The sequence below is a fragment of the Haloarcula sp. CGMCC 1.2071 genome, assembly GCF_037078445.1.
Taxonomy (GTDB): domain Archaea; phylum Halobacteriota; class Halobacteria; order Halobacteriales; family Haloarculaceae; genus Haloarcula; species Haloarcula amylolytica.
Genome location: NZ_JAYMGY010000015.1, coordinates 18,910 through 39,322, shown reverse-complemented (window position 1 = coordinate 39,322; position 20,413 = coordinate 18,910). Strand labels below are relative to the sequence as shown.

Genomic DNA, 20,413 nt, shown 5'->3' with positions numbered 1-20,413 from the left:
GGAAAACCGAATCGGAGGCGTCCGGTAACCCGGGTGTTCGACCGTCGGTTAGCAGGGTACGTCTTCGGCTGGGTCAGGGGCGGTCTTGGATATCTGTAGCGCCCACACGCCGGACCGCTTCTGTTCTACGGCCACCCGTGGCGGTGCCGAGGTGAGATCTTCGAGGGCTCCGCTGACGTCGCCCGGACGGGTGTCCGTCACGAGATGGAGCGACTCGCCGGGAGCGAGCGCGCCGAACTCCGCGCGAACCTGTTCGATGCGCGCCCGGTCGGGGACGCCGCGAAGGTCGAGCGCAGTCTCGGGAACCGTCACCGTCGTCCGGTCCGCAAGGGCTTCGCGTACGTCGTCGCCCAGGTCCCGGAAGGCTGCTGGGACGTCTCCCTCGGTCGAGCGAAGCGAGTCGTCGATGGGGAGCTCCGCGAGTACGTCCGTACTGAGGTCGGGGTCGCTTCCGAACGGCGCGTGGTCGTCGCCACAGGTGGGACAGGTGAACCCGGCCATGTTGACGACGGCTCCGAGTACCGGGACGCCCTCCTCGCGGAACAGCGCCGTCGAGCGCTCCGTATCACGGGCCGCGGTCGGAAACGGCGTCGTCACGAACACCGCGCCGTCGACGGGGAACGACTGCAGCGTCGTCAACACGATGTCGCCGGTCCCCGGCGGCAGATCGAGCACCAGCGTGTCGACGTCCCAGGCGGCGTCGGTCAGCAGTTCCTCGACGGCCTCGTGGGCCATCGCGCCGCGCCATGCCATCGGTTCGTCGTTGGCGATCAGGCCGACACTGACGACTTGCAGGCCGTCGACCTCGACCGGCTCGGCGCGGCCGTCCTCGGTCGAGCCGAGTGGCCCCTCGATGTCGAGTAACTCCGGCGTGTTCGGACCGTACACGTCGGCGTCGAACAGGCCGACCCGCTCGCCGGACGCGGCCAGTCCGCGCGCCAACTGGGTCGCCACGGTGGTCTTGCCGACGCCGCCTTTCGCACTGGCGACGGCGATGATTTGGTCCACGCCGGGCACGACGGTCCCGTGGTCCGGCTCTGCGATGTCCGTCTCTATGCGGACTGCCTCGACACCGCCACACTCTAGCACCGCCGCCCGCATCCGGTCGGCGAGCGCGTCCGCCGTGGCAGGGTCCATGCCGGACAGCGCCGTCTGCACGCTGACGGTCCCGTCAGTGGTAGCCACGGACGACACCAGCCCCGTGGCGATCACGTCCTCGTCACTCTCGGGCGTGGCCACAGTCCGAAGCGCGTCCCTGACAGCGTCTTCCGTTGGTTCGGGCTGCTCTCCGGACATGTTACCACGTCTCCCCGTGTTCGGTTTCCGGTTCGGGACCATCGTCGTCGTCCATCAACGTGCCGCCGTAGGGGCGGTAGTCGATTTCGAACACGCTGTCGATACGCTCTATGAGGTCCTCGCGCCTGGCGATGATCTCAGTATCGAACTCCGCGGCTTCCAGGGCGTCGACGAGGCCGTCGTCGTCGAGCCGCCCGCCGCCGTAGGCGGCGGCGACGCCGTCCCGGAACGTGTCGGCGTTGCGCCGACACCGCAGCCCCTCGTCGATGTCCGTCTCCGCTTCGCTCCGGTCCCCGTCCAGCGGGACAGCCTCGAAGTGCTCGATGGCCCGCCGGTCGAACTCGGCGGCTTTCGAAAGCACTTCCGTGGCCTGCTCGACCGGACTCAGCGCCGCCCAGGCGTCCCGGGCGACGGGCGCGACCAGCGTGTCGACGACGTCGTCCCAGGTCGTCGCTCGCTCGGGGTCCTCCAGCGCCTCGGCGACGAACGCGCCGACGTGGTCCTCCGGGATGGTCATGCCCAGCGACGACTCAAGACCGCCGCTATCGTCGTTCTCTGACTTGTTTTCGCCCTGTTCCGCTGCCGGTCCGGTCGAGTCGAGTTCGTATGGCATCGTCAGGTCCTGTCCTCCGGGTCGGTGTTCAGGTCGCGCCGGGGCTCGAACCCGGGCGCGCCGCCGGGGGCCGGCGACCCGCTCCCGGATCGGGCCGAGCCAAAGGAGCCGGCGGGGTCGTACCCGTCGACGGACTGCTCTGCAGGCGTGTCCGGTCCGCTTCCGGGAGCCGACGGCGGCCCGATTTCGACATCTAGCTCCCCGGGGTCGGTCCCGCGGGCGCTCGCGAGGGCCTGCTTGGCCGCGCGGGCGACGTCCTCGCTCTGGTCGGTGATACCGTGGGCTTCGAGGGCCTGCTCCGCGCGGTCGGTCGCGAGTTCGCCGAGGCTCTCGGCGGCTTTCGCCCGGGCGAAGGCGTTTGGCTCCCGGGCCAGCATCGCGGCCAGAATGCGTTCGGCCTCCGGTACGTCCTCGGCGACGCCGCCGAGGAACTGCGCGGCGTACTCACGGACCGCCGGATGGGGATCGGTCTTGATACACTCGACCAGCAGCGGCTGGTCGGCGTCGCCGCGCTTGCCCATCGCGATGACGGCGTTCCGTCGGACCCAACCGCTGTCGTCGTCCAGTGCCCCCCTTAGCTGGTCGGCGTCGCCGCCGGTCCGCGAGAGGGCGACGACGGCTTCGGCCCGAACCCACGGTTCGGGGTCGTCAAGCGCCTGCCGGACGACGGCCGGCGCGGCCCCGGCGACTCCGAGCGCCTCGACGGCGAACTGTCGTACTTCGGGGTCGTCGTCTTCCAGTGCGCGCTCTCCCAGCGCGTCAACCGTCTCCCGGTCGAGGCCGGACTCGGCCGCATCCACAAGTGCGATGGCGGCGTCCTGCCGGGTTCGGACCCGTGAGGCGTCGAGTGCGCTGCGGACCTCTGTCTCGGTCTCGCCCGGCGTCCGACCGCGTGCGCTCCAGTTCACGTAGCTCATCGCGCCAGCCTCCAGTAGAGGACCGTCCAGCCGGCGACCGTTGCCGCGATGAGCGTCCCGAGCGACGTGTACAGCGGGTTGCTACTGCCGCCCGAACCGCCGTCGCCGCTACTGGAGTCGCCGCCGCTGGCGGCGCTACCTGAACTCGAACTGTCCCCGCTGCCGCCGCTCTCGGGTGCCGTGAGTTCGCCCGATTCGGTGTCGAGCGTGCTGTACTGCATCGTCAGCGACTTCTTGCCGTTGACCTCGTCGCTACTCCCGTTCCAGACGGCAAAGGCGAGGTACATCGTCTCGTTCTGGCGGAACGCCGCGTCGTGTTTGCCCTCGCCGGTGTGCTCTCGAACGAAGACGACGGACCACTCGTCGCCGTTGCGAGTCCCCTGTGCGTCCACGTTCTGCTGTGGGGCATTGCTCAGCGACCCGTAGCCGGCCGCGTAGTAGTTCTGGCCGTAGTTTTCGTACTGGCCCTGTGACAGCGGGTTCCCGGCCGCACGCCCCGGTTTGGTCTCTTCGTCCGGGTGCGGGTAGGCGTACATGTCCCCGCTCCATTCGGCCTTCTGGTCGGTCCCGTACTGCCACTGGGACCGCCAGTACCAGATGTTGACCGGGTCGCCGCCGGCCCCCATCGTGATCGGCGGTTTCTCGCCGCTGTGGAGCATCACGGCCGCCGCGTCGCTGTAGTTCTTCGGCGACCGGATGTTCGTGTCTTTCGTCGGGTCCGTCCAAGTCAGCCGGAAAGCGACGTGGGTGTCGTTGGTCAGCGCCTGGACCTCCATCTCGTCGATGCTCCCGCCGCCGTATGGCACGGCCATCTGCTGTTTCGACAGCGAGACGGTCCGTGACGGGGCCTCCGACCAGCGGTCGCTGTCGGCGGTCTGTGGGACCTCGTCGGTCGCGACAAGGGGTTGCTGGCCGCCGGTGACGGCCGCCGCGACGGCCATCTGTCCGGCCACCAGAAGCGCCATGACGACCGCCGTTGCTGTCGTCGCCCGGCGGGCCGCCTCGTAATCAAGCTTAACCATCGGCTCTCACCCCCGTTCCGGGCGAGACCGGGTCGGGATGGCTCGCCTCGTCGAACTCGATGAGGGCCGCCGCTAAGTCCGCGGCGGCGGCGTAGACGGCGCTCGCCTCGGGCACGTCTCGGTCGGAACTGCCGCCGCCGTTCACGGTCTCCCGGACCCGATGGGCGAACGCGGGGATGAAGTCGCCGAGATGCTCGTCCAGCACCGTCGCGCCCGCTCGTGCGAGGCGAACGGCCGTCTCGTCGTCGCCGCCGTCGAGGGCGACTGCCCGCTGGGCGGCCAGCACCTGCAGTAGCTCCAGTTCCACGGTGACGTGGTCGTGGCGCTCGTCGAACTCGTCGCTGATTTCGAGGCCGAACTCCTCTAACAGGCCCACGACCGTGGCGATGCGGCGCTGGCTCTCGTTGACCTCGTCGCCGGTGGTGTAGTGGGCCTCGTAGGGGACGACCGGATAGGTTCCCCCGTCGCCGGGCAGCCCGAACAGTCGGTTGTACGCCGGTTCCAGCGAGTCGCGGTCGACACCGTCCAGCGCGTGCAGCAGCGCCTCGACCTCGCTGTCGAGACCGAGCGCGTCGCCGGCCTGCCGGACGGCGTCCTGAACCTCCTCGTCGGTCAGGTCGCCGACGACGGCCTCGTCAGGGTACTGGAAGACCGTCGCGGCGAACCCGTACAGTGCAGCGCGTCGCGTGTGGTGGTGTGGCGTGTTCTTCATTGTACGCACCTCAGGGCTGATTGGTCCACTGTTCACCCTCGCGGACCTCCATGGGCTCCTCGATGGGCACGTCGACGACCTTCTCGCCGTTGCGGTCCCAGCCCTTCACGCGGTTCTCCTTGACGTTGTAGGTCTCGATGAGCCGCGTCGTCGCGCCGAACAGCTGGAGGATGCCCAGCACCTCGTGGCTGGGGTTGCGAGCCCGCTCCTGGACGATGCGGACCGACTCCTCGTAGGTGTCGCCGGGCCACTCGTTTTCCTTGACCTCGGTGTTGGGCGTGAACATCTGGGTCAGGAACTCCGGCGGGACGTGGTAGGGGGGCATGTAGAACACCTGCGGCTGGGTCCCGAACTGCGGGTACAGCGGCAGGGCCACCTTCTCGTCGGAGTGGACGAGGTAGTTGATCGGCGAACGCCCCGACGCGGCGGAGGACTTGCCCCCCGCCGGCCCGGCGTCCGGCCCGCGGTTGATGTTGCCGTGGAGCCGCGTCTTCCCGATACAGGAGGAGACACACCGCGGGACGTTCCCCTCCTCGATGCGGGGGTAGCAGCCGACGGGCTTCTCGGTGACGCCCGTTTCGGGGTTGTACATCGGCTTGTGGTACGGACAGGCCTTCACACAGCGGCGGTAGCCCCGGCAGCGCTCCTGGTCCAGCAGGACGATGCCGTCCTCTTCGCGCTTGTAGATGGCTTTCCGCGGGCAGGCCGCCAGACAGGCGGGGTTCTTGCAGTGGTTACAGAGCCGCGGGAGGTAGAACTGCCAGATGTCGTGGTACTCGTCGTTCTCCAGGTCGGACTCGACGACCTCGCCTTCGGGGTACTCCCCGTGGACCTGGTCGTCGCCCAGCGCGGGGTACTCCCAGGCCTGCTTCTCGGCGATGTAGCCGTGGACCTGCTCGTCGTCCTCGGCGGCGTCGAAGATGGTCTGGTCGGCCGAGAGGTCGTCGAGCAACCGCATGTCCCAGCCCATCGGGTAGCCGCCGTAGGGCTCGGTCTCGACGTTCATCCACCACATGTACTCCTCGCCCTCGCCGCTGGTCCAGGTCGACTTACAGGCAAACGAGCAGGTGTTGCAGTTGATACACCGGTTCGTGTTGATGACCATCCCCCAGTGGTAGTCCCGCTCCTCCTCGCGGTGTTCGTATGGATAACTGTGCTCACGGCCGAGTTGTGGGTTGTACGTTTGTGCCATCAGTCATCGCCTCCTGGGGTCGATGTCCCGGTACTACCAGAGCCGCTGCCGCTGGGCTGCAGTGACCCGCCGATGTAGTCCTCGACGAGGTCGTCCCGGCGGGCGTCGCCGGGCCACCAGTCCGCCTCCTCGTACTTCTCGACGTCCACGAGGTCGTCCCGGTTGGTCCCCGTCGGGGCCCACACCGTCTCCTCGTAACCGTGTTCCAGTTCCGCCCCGTGCCAGGCGATGTCCTCGTCGACGATGTCGGAGACGTTCGGGTCGCCGAACACCGCCTTGTGGACGAGGTCGTCGGTCTCCTGCAGCGGGTCGAGCCAGATGTTGGTAATCGTGTTGTACCCCTTGACGCCGTCCTCGTCGGCCTCGTCGTCGGGGAAGTGTTGAGGCCACCAGCCGTGCCACAGCGTCAACTGCCCCATGTCGCCGGCTGACCGCGGACGCTGGCGCTCGCTGACCATCGCTCTGACGACGAGGTCGCCGCGCTTGCCGGTGATACGGACGTAGTCGCCGTTCTCCACGTCGATGTTCTCGGCGTCGCTGGGATGCATCTCGACGAACGCCTCACCGAGCGGCGCGACGTCTTCGGACTCGCCGTCGCCGGTGGGGAACGAGAAGTCGTCGACCAGCCGGTCGGTCCCCTCCGGATCGCCGCTGACGCTGCCGAAGTCACGCGAGGCCCAGATGAGGTTCCAGTCGGTCATCCCCCACGAGGAGTGGGTCCGGTACTTCGGGTGGGGCGTGTTGTAGTAGAACTGGTTGCCCTCGTCGTGGTACAGCGGGTTCTCCTCGTCTTTCGCCTCGTCCCACTTCTTGTTCACGCCGTAGGGGGTCCCCTCGACGCTCTCGACGTGGTCGATGTCGTCCCGACCGAGTTCGATGAAGCGGTCCTCCTCCTTGTGGAACTCCATCCGGCCGGTCTTCGTGTAGAACGGCCGATCCTCGTGGACCTGCGAGTAGAACGGAATCCGTGGGTAGGTCTTCAGATCTAGCCGTTCCGGCCCGTCCTCCAGGTCCTCGACATCGATGCTCTGGGTCGTCATCCCGCGGTCGAAGGTCTCCTGAATGTAGTTGGTCACGTCGCCGTCTTCCTCCAGGAACTCCTCGAAGTACGACCGGTAGGAGTCGACGTTTCGCTCCTCGGGCGGAATCTTCTCGTCCAGTTTCTCGGCCACCATCGCGACGGCTTCCCCGTCTTGTTTGGTGTCGTAGATGGGGTCCATCACGCCGTGGTCCATCTGGACGAAGGGGTTCTCCGGCCCGACTGTGATGTCGGGGTAGTCACACTCCAGCCAAGACGGCACGGGGAGCACGATGTCGGCGTGCCGGGCGGAGTAGGTCATATGCATGTCCGAGACGACGAACAGGTCGTTCTCGGTGTCGGGGTGCTTGACGAAGTTCTCAATGACGTGCTCCTGATGCTTGGTCTGGTTCAGGAGGTTGCAGTTCATCGTCCACAGGATGGACGGCTTGGACATCGTGTACGACCCCGCGTTCTCCGGCATCACCGGCTCCTCGGCGTCGCCCTGCGGGACGAGGTCCATCTCGCGGTCGAAGTCGCCGCGAATCTCGTGGGGATCGAGTTTCTCGCCGCCGAAGAAGGCGAAGGCGTAGCCCGGATACATCCCGTGGGCGGCGTTGCCGTCCGGGTTGACGTAGTGGGGGTAGCCGTCCAGCAGTTCGATCTTGTACTGGCCGGAGTAGTTGTAGTATCCCTGGCCGGCGTCGCCGATGTTGCCAAGCATCGCCTGGACGAGGAACACCGCCCGCTGGAGCGCGTCGTTGGAGTGGAACCAGTGGTTGATCCCTTCGCCGGTGAACCACTGACCCTTCTCGGCGTCGGCGAACTCGCGTGCCGTCTGGGCGAGCTTGTCCGCCGGAATCGTGGTGATCTCCTCGACCGTCTCCGGATCGTAGTTCTCGATGATGTTGTCCCGCTGGCGGGCGAAGTCGCTCCTGACGGCAACGGTCGAGCCGTCGGTCAGTGCCACCTCGCTGTCGACGTCTAGCTGCGGCGTGGTCGGCATCTCCTCGCCGACCTCCTCGCGGGTCATCGCTACGGGCTGGCCGTCCTCACCCAGCACCACGAAGTCGCCCCAGTCGTTGTGCTCGTGCTGCTCGTCGAGGTCCTCCGCGGGCGGTTCGACGTCCTCGAACACCTCGTGTGCGCGAAGGTATTTGCCCGTGTCCTCCCGGATGAGTAGGGGAAGACTCGTGAACTTCCGCATGAACTCGGCGTCGTACAGTTCCTCAGCCATGATGACGTGGGCCATGCCAAGGGCGAACGCCGGGTCGCTCCCGGGGCGGATCGGGAGCCACCGGTCGCACTTCTGGACCGTCGGCGAGTAGTCGGGGTAGACGCCGACCATCTTCCCACCGCGTTCGCGGGTCTCCTGCAAGAAGTGGTTGTCCGCGAGTTTGTTGTGGATGAGGTTCTTCCCTTGAATGATGGTGTAATCGGCCTTCCGCCAGGCGACGGCGTCGGAGTCGGAGGTCTGATACCCCGTTGTGATGACGTGGCCCGGCGGCAGGTCGGCGTACCAGTCGTACTCGGTCCATTCACAGCCGCCGAAGATGGACGCCAGTCGGCGGCCCGAGCCGTGCCGGGTGAACAGCCCGTCGCATTTGATGGCGTTGAAGATGTGGAACCGCTTGTTGTCTTCCAAGTTCGCCATCTTCTCGGCGATGAGGTCGATGGCCTCGTCCCAAGAGACGCGCTCGAACTCGTCCTCGCCGCGGCCCTCGGGGTTGGGGTCCTCGGGGTCCCACCCCTTGCGGACCATCGGGTACTTGATGCGCGATGGCTCGAACGTCCGGCGGTGCAGGGAGAGCCCCTTCATACAGCCACGGGGGTTCCAGTGCTGACTGACGCCGGCGTCCTCGTAGCCCGACGGGCCGACCGAGGGCTCCTCGTTGTGATACACCTGCTCGGCCCGTATCGGGACCCCGTTTTTGATGTAGAAGTTCAGCGCACACGACTGGGTGCAGTTGGGGTGACACACCGTCCAGTCCACCTCGTCGTAGGCGTAGATGTCGTGGTACACCTGCTCCCAGTCCCGGTTCGGATAGGACTTGAGCGGGTTGTCCACGCTCGTTATGGGTTCCGTGGACTGTGTCGCGCCCCATGCTCCTTCGGCGAGCGCGCCGACCGTCCCAGCGCCCGCTGCGGTCAGGAAGTCGCGCCGTGACAGCTTCACCGGACATCACTCCGTTGGACAGCGCGTATCTGCATGTCGGGTACCCACGGCTATTGCTAAATGAACAATACCACAGGTTCCCAATTGGTGAGACGGGGCACGAAGATATTCGGCGAAAAAGGGTCCAAGGACGGGCTTCTGTTTTCAATACTTTACTGTCGGCTGTAAGTCTGTAAAGAATTTCGCCACCCGGGGTGGCGAATATCTTAAAATAGTTACAGCCAACAGTATTGACTTGTCGAAGACTATCGGTACCTACTCCGGGAGATAAAAATCGGATTTCGATTGTCTGTGCGGGGACGTGTTCCTGAGTTGAGCGATCTTGGACGGGTTCCGATGGCGGACGATGACGACGTCGTAGGCGTCGTCCGAGGCGATCGACCCGCCGACACTGCTGATGCTCGTGACGAGATGGCCGGCGTTTTCGCTCCCGATGAATACCATTGATGCGTCTTCTCTCTTGGCCATCTTGCGGATGGCTTTCGCCACCGACCCGGCCGGCGCGTACCGATCCACGACTGTATGTCGGAAATCCGAACTCGGACACAGATCCGTCATCTGCTCGTGCAGCGAGGTGACGACTGTCTCCAGATCGAATTCTTCGTTCGGCCCGATCCAGCCGTGTTCCCGGGCGTACTCGGCATTCCCCTTTCGAATGACACTGACGGCCAACACGTCCTCTTCGAAGACAGTGCCGAACTCCGTCGCCCGAACGAGTGCTGCCTCGGCCAGTTCGGAGCCGTCGAACGGCACAACGAGTGTCATACGCTGATTACCGGAGCCGTAGACAAGTAACATACCGTCCGTTCTTACGACGCGAGAAGACAGCCCGCAATCGAAGAGCCAGTACTGCACCCAGACCCGAGACACACAGAACGGTAGTCCATCAACTCCCGAGGGATAACCGTTCGTCGCCCATTCGCTTGCCTTGCGCAACGAGACGCTCTCCGTAGTCGGTCCGGGCGTCGTCCCATGACGCCAGCGCATCTCCGAGCGAACTATGGCGGTCGAGAGCGGCTTTTAGTTCAACGGCGTCGCTGGCCGCCTTCGCAGTACCAGCGGCAGTGTGTGGACGGGCGACGAACGCCGCATCACCGAGCAGACAGACCCTATCGACTGTCATCTGGGGGGTCTTGAGGTCGTAAATCGCCTGCACGAAGGGGGCTGCTGTTGTTGCCACGAGGTCGGCAAACACGGGCGGCAGTATCTCTGTCGCCCGCCCACGCTGGCGCGTTTCGACCGGGTTTTGGAGGTGCCCCGGCGACACGCTGAACTGCTGGCTCGCTCCTGTCGTGTCAGTGAAAATAATATCACGCTCGCGCCCGCGGAGTGTGTCGTACCAGACCCAGTTGAGACGGCGGTCACCGGGAGCCGTGCTTCCGTCGCCGCCGGGGATACAGTACGCGAGGATGAGCGTCCGCTCCCCTTGATAAAACGTGAAACGGCCGTCGAACGCGTCGATGACTGCGTCCGAAACGTCAGTCTCCGGGACGACACCACGCCACGCGACGTAGTCGGCAAACTCCGGTTCGGTCTCGGGAAACAGTTGCGCACGGGCCGTCGACTGCCCGCCGTCGGCAGCGACAACCAGATCGGCCGCCGTCCGGTCCCCATCGGCGAACCGAACTGCGCCGTCTGTGGCCCTGAGACCGGTGACAGTCCGGCCGGTGTGGTACCGGTCGTCCGGGAACGCCGCCCGCAATTGACGGTAGACCGCGTCCCACGAGGTGAACACCATCGAATCCGATGTCGACGTCCGTACATCGCCGTCAGCAGTCAGAAACCGCCGCTCACTGGCTCGGGTGGTGATGGTCGCCGGGTCGACGATGTCGTGGCGTGAGAGGAACTGTCGGATCGACTGCTGGGCGACGATGCCGCCGCCGCGACTTCGGAGGTCGCCGGCCGATTGCTCGGCGACCGTCACGTCGTGGCCTGCATTGTCGAGAGCGATGCCGGTAAACAGGCCGCCCATCGACCCGCCGGAGATGGTGACGGACAGGGAATCGGATGGTTCGTTGGCGAGGTCCTGTGACACGGCCCCTCTCAGCGCTTGCCGTACGAAAGGCCTCTGGTCCACCGACCGATGACAGTATCGCTCCCGAACACCAGCCCCGAGAGGCGCTCCTGAAGTTCCCCTGTCGCTTCCGCTGTAACTCATCATACTACGAAGTCCCAGTGGTTGCCTCGCACCGAGTCGGACTATTAATGTCAGCCGACACTAAACACGACGTATGCGAGTCGCGGCAGTCGGAATCGGTGGTGCCGGGGGACGGATCGTCGAGCGGCTGTGGCAGGACAACGAACGCCGCGAGACGACGTATCTCGGCGCGGCCTGTGCCGTCGATACGGACACCGAAGCGCTCGACGAACTCGACGCACTTCCGGACGACCGGCGGCATGCCTTCGGACTCTCCGAAACAAACGGGGCCGGAACGAACGGGGACCGGACGAACGGTACTGCCGCCATCGAAGACGAACGGCTCGAAGTGCGCCGGCCGATAGACCAATTGGTAACGAGCGATATCGACGCTCTCGTCCTCGTGGCCGGACTTGCGGGCGGGACGGGCAGTGGCGCTACGGCCAACATTGCCGACGCCCTCAGAGAGGTTTACACGATCCCGGTCTACTGCCTGTCGGTACTACCAGCCGGCAGGGACGACGAAGCAGCCGCCAACACCATCCAAGCACTTCGAGCGCTGGAAGCGACCGTCGACGGGCAGATACTGTTCGACAACGAAGCGTGGCTCGGAAGCGGACAGACGGTCGAGACGGCCGCCGAGACGCTGAACGAGACTGTCGTGACACGGCTGGGTGCCCTATTCGCAGCGGGTGAGGCGACGGCATCCGACGCAGTCGGCCAGAGCGTCGTCGACGCCAGCGAAATAATCAACACCCTCTCGGACTCGGGTTTCACTACGCTTGGCTACGCCAGTCAGGACCTGCAAGCGGACGATGGCGGCAGTGACGGGACAGTCATAGACCAGCTCAAGAACCGTTTTCTCGGCGACAACTCGGACGACGTCGACGAAATCGAGGCATACAACGCCGTCGAGACGACACTTCGCCGCGCTGTACGCGGCAAACTGACGGCCCAGTGCGAGCTGGATTCGGTTGATAGAGCCCTTGCCGTGTTTGCCGGACCGCCCGCGTGGTTGATCCGGGATGCCGTTACCGACGGGCGGCGATGGCTCACGGAGGAACTCCAGTCACCGGAGGTGCGGAGCGGCGATATGCCGACGCCAGACCGGGACACGTTGTCTGTCCTGGTCGTACTTAGCGGCGTCACAGAACTGCCGCGGCTGGTGGAACTCAAAACGCTGGTCGACGAATCGGAATGAGACGGCCCGTTAGATTCTCGTGGGACTGGAGCCAGACCGTCTGAAGTGCGGAAAAAACGAGACAAAGCGGATTATACTCAAATAGATTTATAAGTGACAGTTTTCAACGAAACCATACGATGACACGGACTGTCATATCATACGAAGACGGCCACGTCTACGAGTTCTCCCCGAATATGGAACCGCTGTATACGGCTTCCGACGGCGAGCCGATCACGTTTGAAACCATCGATAGCCTGAACAAAGCCGTTCAGTCAGACGCTAATCTGATGGATGCGATCCCTGAAGAAGTGAATGCGGCTACAGGGCCGGTTGCTGTCGAGGGAGCCACACCCGGCGATGTCCTCAAGGTTGAGATCGAAGACGTCCGAGTCACCGAGGATCTGGGTCGCGTAATTACGGCACCGGGGTTTGGACTCCTTCAAGATCACGAGGACATCGAACACCCAGCGACGCGCGTGACGGAGATAACCGACGGCGGGGAGTCACTCTCGTTCAAGGATATGGAGGTACCAGTTGACCCCGTCATCGGGACCATTGGCGTGGCAACGTCCGAGGAATCGATGTCGACCCTGACGCCACACGACCACGGCGGAAATCTCGATACCACGGATATGACCACTGGGACGACGGCCTACTTTCCGGTGTTCCAGGACGGTGCGATGTTAGCGATGGGTGACTCGAAGGCCGCGATGGCAGACGGCGAAATGTGTGGCACTGGTGCCGAAATCGGAACCGAGATCGACGTCACCGTCTCAGTAATCTCGGATGCCGCTGTCGACCTTGAGCGCCCACTCGTCGACACCGGTGACGCGTGGAAGACGATTGCAAGTGCCGAAACGATGGAAGATGCGGTCAAGACGGCAAACGAGGACCTCATCGGATTGCTCGCTGCCGAACACGAGTACACGCTGACCGACGCCTACCTCTTTTCGAGCCTCGTTGGTGGCCTCGAAATCAGCCAAGTCGTCGACCCACTCGTTACTGTGCGAAACTCCATTCCGCGCGAATACCTCCCAGATCCATTCTAACTATCGCGGCGAAGCTGTCAGTTCTGTTGGCACTTAGCGGGACGACAATTTCAACGGGGACACTCATCTGGATAGTGGATCTCTGCTCGTCCTGCTGCCGGCATTCCGCAAATTGGTGGCTCTGAATCTGGCGTACACCGCTGAACGAACGCACGACCTCCCAGAATCGACAGCTTCTGCTATCGGCCACCTGCCAAGAAGCCACAAACGGTATCCACTTCTATGCCCCGCTGGAATCGGCTCCGAAAGATGTCGATCCGGTTGCTCCACTACTCAGACATTGAGAACGCTTGCGACGACCCCGTGCGGATGGGTCGGCTTGCCGGAACGATCCAGTCAATCCGCGGGGAGGATACTGTAGTCGCTGGCACCGGCGACAACACTGCACCGGGTGTCCTCGCCCATTACTACGAGGGGCATCAAGCGATGCCGTTTTTCCGGGCAGTGAGTACCGACGTCGAGACGGTAGGGAACCACGATTTCGACTTCGGGACTGCTCCCATTCTGGACGTGGTCTCGAAGAGTCCACAGGAGTGGGTCGTCGCGAACGTTTACGAAGGCGAGAGTGAGGGCGCCCGTGGCGCTCCCTTCGCTGGATTAGACGGGACGACAGTCTTGCATCGAGATGGCCGGCGAGTCGGATTCGTCGGCGTAGTCGATCCCGCGACTCCCCGGATTGCTTCCGGCGCGTCAGAGCTGAACGTGACCAATCCTGTCGAGAGCGTGCGGAAAGCGGTCAGCGAACTCGGCAACAGTGTCGATCATTTCGTCGTCCTCGCACACTTGCGAGACGACGTAGAGACCGACGTTGCGGCCGTTCAGGGCGTCGACACGGTCCTCGGCGGCCACGTCCACAGGGAGCGCCACGAGGCTGTCGACGGAACACTGGTTGTCCGCCCCGGAGCGAACGGGCAGGTGGTCTGGGAAGTCGAACTCTTCGACGGGGACCGCTCGCCGATTGCCACCCGTCATTCGACATCCGAGGGACCTATCGACGAGTCCGTGGCCGACATGACCCGCGAACGGCTGGCCGATGTCGGTCTGCTGGAGACTGTTCCACTGTCGACGATCCGATCCATCGAGGCCTCGACGAGCGAACCCGCGGCGAGAGCCGCGTTGGCAACCTCGTGGCTGACGCCTATCGCTGGGCGGCCGATACTGACGTCAGCTTCGTCCACAATGGCGGCCTTCGAACGGGGCGACCCCTGTCCGGCGAGGTCACTGCTGGCGAGGTGGCCAGCGTACACCCCTTCGGCGGTACGGTAGAAGTCCTCGGCGTCTCCGGTGAACAACTACGAACCCTCTTGCAGGCGGCCTTCCGTCCCCACCGCGAGGACGGACGGCTCTGGCACGGCGACGTCAGCGGGATGACCGTCGAGTACGATTCCGAGGCTGGACGGCTAATCGGTGTGGCTGTCAACGGCCAGAGTCTCGAAGCCGGTCGAGAGTACAGACTTGCCACCAACTCCTACGTCGTCTACAGCGATGACTGGCCGATTCCACACGAGGCAACCATCGACTCGTTCGGTCTCCCGTTCGAGACCGTCGCAGACTACGCTCGCGAAGAGGGCATCACTGTCCGGGTGGGTGGCCGACTCCAGGACTGCTGACCGGGTCCCGCCACGGATGGCCTTCTGCAACTGTCTCCTTCAGGTACTGACCGTTCCAGAACTACCCTGTCGTAGTAACCAACAGTACTTGCTATCGACGGGCCTTGTTTCGACGCGGTGCAGGTCGGCCGAGCCGGTAGCTATCGGAAAAACGAAATCGACCAGAGACTCCCACAGACCGGTCCTGTTCAGTCGACACAGACACCACCCCACGTTATTGGAGACATCTAAACAGGGCCGTATATAGTATTACGAGTCACGGTGGACGGTTCATAGTAGTCAGTATACATATTATAAATGTTCAAACACGTCATCAGTATGCGTTCCAGTGTAGCATGAGCACACTCTCGGCTGATACGGAGAGTTGGTTATCGTTTGGTAAACAGGACATGATGGTGTTCATACTCGTTATGTCCCTTACCGGGTTGCAGAACGCGTTCACAGAAATCATGCCCGAGTTCACGGTCGGACCGCTAGAACTGGGGGTTGGTGGCTTCATCTTTATCCCGATCGTGCTGGTGCTACTTTTCAGGACCTACTGGGCTGCAGTAGCCGTTCCTGTTGGCGAAATCGTATTCGGAGAAATACTGCTCGGTGAGTTCGATGGACTGGGTGCCATGGAGGGATTGCTCCTCATCCCGGTCTGCTATTATTTCGCCGCGAAGCTGCTTCAGGACCCGGAAAACACCACACAGTTGGCAATTGTCGTGTTTCTGGCTGAGGCACTCGAAGAGTTCTTCGCTACGTTCATCGATATTGGGAAGGTGTATGTCGGGGTTGAAGAATTGGAAGCCGTACCCGGCCTCCCCGAGAGCATTATCGTGCTCGAAGGGGTCGACTTCCTCACACAGATGCTAATCACGGGGACTCTTTTCGGCGTAATCCCCGCACTGTATCTCTACCCCAAACTCCACGGTAAAGTCGAACCGCTGCTCGGTATGGAACCGTTTGAGGGTGAACGCGGCGGGTCGATGTGGCGTGGCTTTTCGCCGAAGGCGCTGTTGGCGGTGCTTATCGCCTTCCCGCTCGCCTTCGTTGCCGAAGCTGCCAGCGAAGTCGGTGGGGCGGTCAACGTAGTCTGGGAGCCGGAATTCCTCGCGACGTTCGGCCAGAGTTACATCGCAGTTCCGATCGTCGTCTCCGCTATCGTCGCCACCATCGTCTGGTACCGCGCAACGCAAACGGCGTAAGATGATGACAGCGACACACGACTCTCAAATTGCCGTTGACGAACTGCAGTTCCGGTATCCCGGTGCTGACGAAGCTGTGTTGACCGGGGCGGAGCTGACGATAGAGCCCGGCGAGTTCGTCGCCATCATCGGTGGGAACGGTTCCGGCAAGACGACGCTGTGTAAGTCGTTTAACGGAATCATCCCGCATTTTTACGAGGGTGATATGCGAGGCCAAGTTACCGTCGCTGGACACGATGTCTCCGAGAGCTCTGTTGCAGAGCTCTCACAGCACGTCGGCTACGTGTTCCAGGAGTTCGATAACCAGCTCGTCAGTCCGACTGTATTCGAGGAAGTCGCTTTCGCCCCGATGAACTATGGACACGAGGACTACCGCGAACGAGTCCACCGGACACTAGATCTGCTCGATTTGAGCGGACTGGGAGACCGCTTCGTCTGGGAACTCTCCGGCGGGCAAAAACACTTGGTTGCGCTGGCGGCAGCGTTATCGCTAGACCCAGACATCCTCGTCGTCGACGAACCGGCGGCACAACTGGACCCAGTCAACGCTCGGGAGACCTACGACCGTCTCGCCACGCTCAACGAAACCCACGGGAAAACCGTGGTCACTATCGAACATCAGACAGAGTTCATCGCCGAATACTGCGATAGCGTCGTCCTCGTCGAGGACGGTATTGTCCGTTGGAAATTACCGGTCGAGACGGCCCTCAATCAGCTGGAAGACCTCAGAGGACAGGATGTCCATCCCCCACAGGTCACGCGGATCGCCGAGCGCGTCCTCGATGATGCTCGCCCGCTCCCGGTGACGCTCGCGGACGGCCTCGATCTATTCACCGATTACGGCGACACCACTGTGGCTCGAACTGACGGACCACCGGAGGTGAACCGGAAAGGGAAGCCTGTCATCTCCTTCAATAACGTCTCGCAGTCGTACGATACACTCCGAAGCGGGACAAAAGACGTTCTCGATACCCTCACACTGGAGGTCTACCCAGACGAGCGGGTCGTCCTCGTCGGCAGCAACGGCGCTGGGAAATCCACGCTCATGCAACTGGTGACTGGCTTGGAGACGCCCGACGAAGGGACGGTCACCGTCGGCGGAACAGACACTGGAGATGTGCTCCCGGAGCAACTGGCCGAGGAGGTCGTCTACGTCAAGCAGAACCCCGAAGAGATGTTTATCGACGATACTGTCCGGGCTGATGTCGCTCACTACCTCGATGATAGGGGCTACCCGAACGTCGAGCAGCGAGTCGACGAGGTGATCGAATTCCTCGACTTGGAAGATCTGCAGTCCCGGGACGGCCGCCTGCTCAGCGTCGGCCAACAGCGCCGGGCGTCACTGGCTATCGGGCTTGCGACGAACCCGTCGATTATCCTGCTCGACGAACCAACCGGCAGTCTCGACCTTGCGAGTCGCGAGGAGGTCGGTCGAACCATCGACCGGGCGGGCGACCGTGTCGAGACGGTCGTGATTGCGACACACGACCTCGAGCTCGCGGCATCGTGGGCGACTCGTGTCGTCGTGCTCGACGACGGTGACATCATCGCTGACGGCCCGCCGAGTGACGTGTTTGCTGACCTTGCCGCTCTCGAACGAGCGAACCTTCACCCACCGCAAGTGGTCCGCCTGGGGACAGAACTCGGCCTCAGTCCCGCACCGCTCACGGTCGAGGCGTTCACGGACCGACTGAACACGGCAAGTCCGCCGGACGAGACATCGAAACCGACCGTGGAGGAGCAGTGATGACGACACTCGATGCGCTTCGTGATGCCACGTCTGTCGAGGCGATCAAGGCTGACTTGCTTCGGACGGCCTACGAGAACGAGGGTTCGTTCCTCCACCGCTTGGACCCCAGAGTCCTGTTACTCTGGTACGTCGTCTTCCTGTTCGTCCCGTGGCTGTTCTACGACACGACCATCCTTCTCGGACTGCTAGCGTTCGTGTCGGTGCTCGCAGTACTTTCACGGGTCAGCCTGTTCCTCGTCGGACTGATGGCGTTTACCGTGGCAACGACGTTAGGATCGTACGCTGTCGTGACTGTCTTCACGGGTGATCCCGTTGCGGCAATTCGAGCGTTAGTTCCGTACACGCTGAAGTTAACGATCATCTCCGTGTCGAGTTTGGCGGTGTTCTCGAGCATGGGTCCGAAGACCCTCTCTCAGGGTCTCAGAAGTCTCGGGATTCCACGACAGTTCACGTTCCTCATCACGTACGGCTACCGGATGCTCCCAGTGTTGTTTGAGGAGTACCACGATCTGGTGAACTCGTTCCGGTTACGGAGTACGGCTCCCGACTCACCCGGGCGATTCCGCTGGCGGCACTACGTCTACCTGCTGAAGCTATCGGTGCGTGCGTTCTATCCGATGATCTTCAACGTGGCAAAGCGAAGTCGCGTCACCGTCGAGGCCATGGAAGCCCGGGGATTCTCGCACTCACTAGCCGACGAGGCGAGTACGGAGCTTCGGCTTGCGGACATGCAGATTCGACCCGTCGATGTCGGGTTCTTCGCCGGTTCTCTGCTCGTCGTTACCGGACTCGCGCTTCTTCTGTGATGTCCTCCGCGCCGTTGACTGTTTCCTTACCGCGTTCTCATTCTCTTACTAGCGTATCAAAAGGGACTCCAGTGTACCCTTTGACAGTCTGGCACTGTCTACAGTATATTGAGGGATACATATCGGGTGTAACTGCTCCATAGGGCTCTTAGCGGTCTTTTTGACATGACGGACTGAGTGAGTGATATGAGCCTGATTACGGGAAACTCGCTCGAATCGAAACTGCTGGAGACGATTATTCTCGGCCGAGCAAAGATTCCGGACGACCCCGATCCAGGGAACTATGTCGTCGTCGACGTCGCGCAGTTCTCGACGACGGTCCCGGAACTGTTTGCGAATGGCGCGGAGTACATCTACATTACCGAGGAACGGGGGAACGAACCAGCATTCAAGGCTGAACATCCAGACGCGAAAATCGGCGGGAGTTCCGGCCCGGACTATCGGGGCGAAGAAGGATACGACTTCTTCAATTCACCGAGCTTCGTTCAGGATATTGACGTCGCCGGTCGGCCGACTGCGATGACCTCGACCAACGGTGGGAACGCGGTCACGGATATCCGCTTAGCAGGCGGTGACGACGTCGATATCTACGTTGGTGGGTTGACTAACGGGAAAGCGGTCGCCGACTATCTCGCAGACAGCGACCGCGAGACCTATTTCGTTGCCGCCGGCTCGAGAGGGAAACCCTCGCCTGAGGACCTCGTTGGCGCGCTGTATATTGCTCGGCAACTGCACGGGAAGCCACTGACACCGGAGCAACGCGATATCTATCGGGAAGTCGTTCAGTTCGCGAAGGGGCCGAAGTACGAGGAGAAACCACAGATCAAGCGTACGGACCTCTACGAGTACACACTCGCGTTCGACAGCCGTGACGTCGTTCCGAAACTGGACGGGCAACGGCTCTATGACGTGAGTGGCGAGAGCGAGATCTGATGCGGACCGATATCCACACGCACACCACGTACTCGGATGGGTCGGATCTCGACGCAATGGTTACCGCGGCCGAACAGGCTGGCTTGTCTGCACTCGGGCTGACTGATCACTGTATCGTCACTGAAGACGACTTCGGGCGACGTGCGAGATACGACCTCGTCGAAACGTATCAACAGCGCCGGGAGGACATTCGTGCTGCCAGAGACACGACTGCCCTCCAACTGTACGATGCTGCCGAAGTAAGCTACGTCGAAGGCACCGAGTCGCGTATTGCGTCGTTTCTCGACACCGCCGACTTCGCATACACTATCGGGAGCGTCCACTTCGCCGACCAGTACGACTACACCAGTGGGACACAGTACGTTACTGCGTCCGCAACGCAACGCCGGAGGGCCGTCGAGCGGTACTACGATGCGGTCGTTGCGCTCATCGAATCTGAACTCTTCGACGTAGTCGGGCACCTCGACCTCCCAGAGCGCATTCCAACGTTGCGACGGCACACAATTCGAGCGGATTACGACCGGGTCGCACGAGCGCTTGCTGACTCCGAGACAGTCCCTGAGGTAAACGCCGGTCGCGTCCATCGCTCGCTCGGCCGGGTACATCCCGACCCAGCGATGCTAGATCTGTTTACCGAGTATGGAATCCAGTTCGTCCTCGGATCGGACAGCCACACGCCTGCAGAACTCTCGCAGCGAGTCCCCGAACTACGAACACTGACTGAAACACTAGACCGGTCACCTGTTGCTGCTGTACTACGCGATAATCAACAGTACCGTGATTTTTGAGCAACCTATAGTAGCCATTGA

The 20,413-nt window shown here is 62.8% G+C and carries 17 protein-coding genes and 1 pseudogene; 9 read left to right on the top strand and 9 right to left on the bottom strand.

Features of this window, described 5'->3' with window-relative positions; translation table 11 throughout:
- Positions 1–48: 48 nt before the first annotated feature.
- The 9 genes from VI234_RS18355 to VI234_RS18315 form a co-directional block, all read right to left on the bottom strand.
- The gene (locus VI234_RS18355) at positions 49–1,296 is read right to left on the bottom strand and encodes a P-loop NTPase (RefSeq protein ID WP_336330855.1); all 1,248 of its coding nucleotides are present in this window, start codon (positions 1,294–1,296) and stop codon (positions 49–51) included.
- 1 nt (position 1,297) lies between these two features.
- On the bottom strand, positions 1,298–1,909 hold the full coding sequence (locus VI234_RS18350) for a hypothetical protein (protein ID WP_336330854.1): 612 nt from the start codon (positions 1,907–1,909) through the stop codon (positions 1,298–1,300).
- 2 nt (positions 1,910–1,911) lie between these two features.
- On the bottom strand, positions 1,912–2,826 hold the full coding sequence (locus tag VI234_RS18345; protein WP_336330853.1) for a HEAT repeat domain-containing protein: 915 nt from the start codon (positions 2,824–2,826) through the stop codon (positions 1,912–1,914).
- Positions 2,823–3,848: an ethylbenzene dehydrogenase-related protein gene (locus tag VI234_RS18340; RefSeq protein ID WP_336330852.1), complete on the bottom strand. Its 1,026-nt coding sequence runs from the start codon at positions 3,846–3,848 to the stop codon at positions 2,823–2,825. Before VI234_RS18340 ends, VI234_RS18345 begins: the two co-directional genes overlap by 4 nt.
- Positions 3,841–4,560: a TorD/DmsD family molecular chaperone gene (locus VI234_RS18335; protein ID WP_336330851.1), complete on the bottom strand. Its 720-nt coding sequence runs from the start codon at positions 4,558–4,560 to the stop codon at positions 3,841–3,843. Before VI234_RS18335 ends, VI234_RS18340 begins: the two co-directional genes overlap by 8 nt.
- A gap of 10 nt (positions 4,561–4,570) precedes the next feature.
- Positions 4,571–5,752 (bottom strand): 4Fe-4S dicluster domain-containing protein, encoded by a 1,182-nt coding sequence (locus VI234_RS18330; protein ID WP_336330850.1) that lies wholly within the window; start codon positions 5,750–5,752, stop codon positions 4,571–4,573.
- The gene (locus VI234_RS18325; RefSeq protein WP_336330849.1) at positions 5,752–8,946 is read right to left on the bottom strand and encodes a molybdopterin-dependent oxidoreductase; all 3,195 of its coding nucleotides are present in this window, start codon (positions 8,944–8,946) and stop codon (positions 5,752–5,754) included. Before VI234_RS18325 ends, VI234_RS18330 begins: the two co-directional genes overlap by 1 nt.
- A 255-nt stretch (positions 8,947–9,201) precedes the next feature.
- Positions 9,202–9,711 (bottom strand): universal stress protein, encoded by a 510-nt coding sequence (locus VI234_RS18320; protein ID WP_049942820.1) that lies wholly within the window; start codon positions 9,709–9,711, stop codon positions 9,202–9,204.
- Between the two features lie 121 nt (positions 9,712–9,832).
- Entirely contained in the window at positions 9,833–10,981 is a 1,149-nt protein-coding gene (locus VI234_RS18315) for an FAD binding domain-containing protein (RefSeq protein ID WP_008308261.1), read from the bottom strand.
- 196 nt (positions 10,982–11,177) lie between these two features.
- Between VI234_RS18315 and VI234_RS18310 the strand changes: the two genes are divergently transcribed.
- The 9 genes and pseudogenes from VI234_RS18310 to VI234_RS18270 all read left to right on the top strand — a co-directional run bounded on the left by VI234_RS18310 (position 11,178) and on the right by VI234_RS18270 (position 20,392).
- A complete protein-coding gene (locus tag VI234_RS18310; protein WP_336330848.1) occupies positions 11,178–12,284 on the top strand; it encodes a tubulin/FtsZ family protein in 1,107 nt (368 codons plus the stop codon).
- Between the two features lie 119 nt (positions 12,285–12,403).
- Positions 12,404–13,315: an acetamidase/formamidase family protein gene (locus VI234_RS18305; RefSeq protein ID WP_336330847.1), complete on the top strand. Its 912-nt coding sequence runs from the start codon at positions 12,404–12,406 to the stop codon at positions 13,313–13,315.
- A 222-nt stretch (positions 13,316–13,537) separates the two neighbouring features.
- A pseudogene (locus VI234_RS18300) lies at positions 13,538–14,113 on the top strand (bifunctional metallophosphatase/5'-nucleotidase); the annotation flags it as partial.
- A 329-nt stretch (positions 14,114–14,442) separates the two neighbouring features.
- On the top strand, positions 14,443–14,925 hold the full coding sequence (locus VI234_RS18295; RefSeq protein WP_336330846.1) for a 5'-nucleotidase: 483 nt from the start codon (positions 14,443–14,445) through the stop codon (positions 14,923–14,925).
- Positions 14,926–15,260: 335 nt separating this feature from the next.
- Entirely contained in the window at positions 15,261–16,115 is an 855-nt protein-coding gene (locus VI234_RS18290) for a hypothetical protein (RefSeq protein WP_049942818.1), read from the top strand.
- 1 nt (position 16,116) lies between these two features.
- Positions 16,117–17,862, top strand: coding sequence for an ABC transporter ATP-binding protein (locus VI234_RS18285; RefSeq protein WP_442905036.1), 1,746 nt, complete (start codon positions 16,117–16,119; stop codon positions 17,860–17,862).
- Positions 17,862–18,671 carry an energy-coupling factor transporter transmembrane component T family protein gene (locus VI234_RS18280; RefSeq protein ID WP_008308251.1) on the top strand — a complete coding sequence of 270 codons (810 nt, stop codon included), beginning with the start codon at positions 17,862–17,864 and terminating at the stop codon, positions 18,669–18,671. Before VI234_RS18285 ends, VI234_RS18280 begins: the two co-directional genes overlap by 1 nt.
- A 186-nt stretch (positions 18,672–18,857) precedes the next feature.
- A complete protein-coding gene (locus VI234_RS18275) occupies positions 18,858–19,604 on the top strand; it encodes a 2-phosphosulfolactate phosphatase (protein WP_336330844.1) in 747 nt (248 codons plus the stop codon).
- The gene (locus VI234_RS18270; protein WP_008308249.1) at positions 19,604–20,392 is read left to right on the top strand and encodes a histidinol-phosphatase HisJ family protein; all 789 of its coding nucleotides are present in this window, start codon (positions 19,604–19,606) and stop codon (positions 20,390–20,392) included. Before VI234_RS18275 ends, VI234_RS18270 begins: the two co-directional genes overlap by 1 nt.
- Positions 20,393–20,413: the final 21 nt, after the last annotated feature.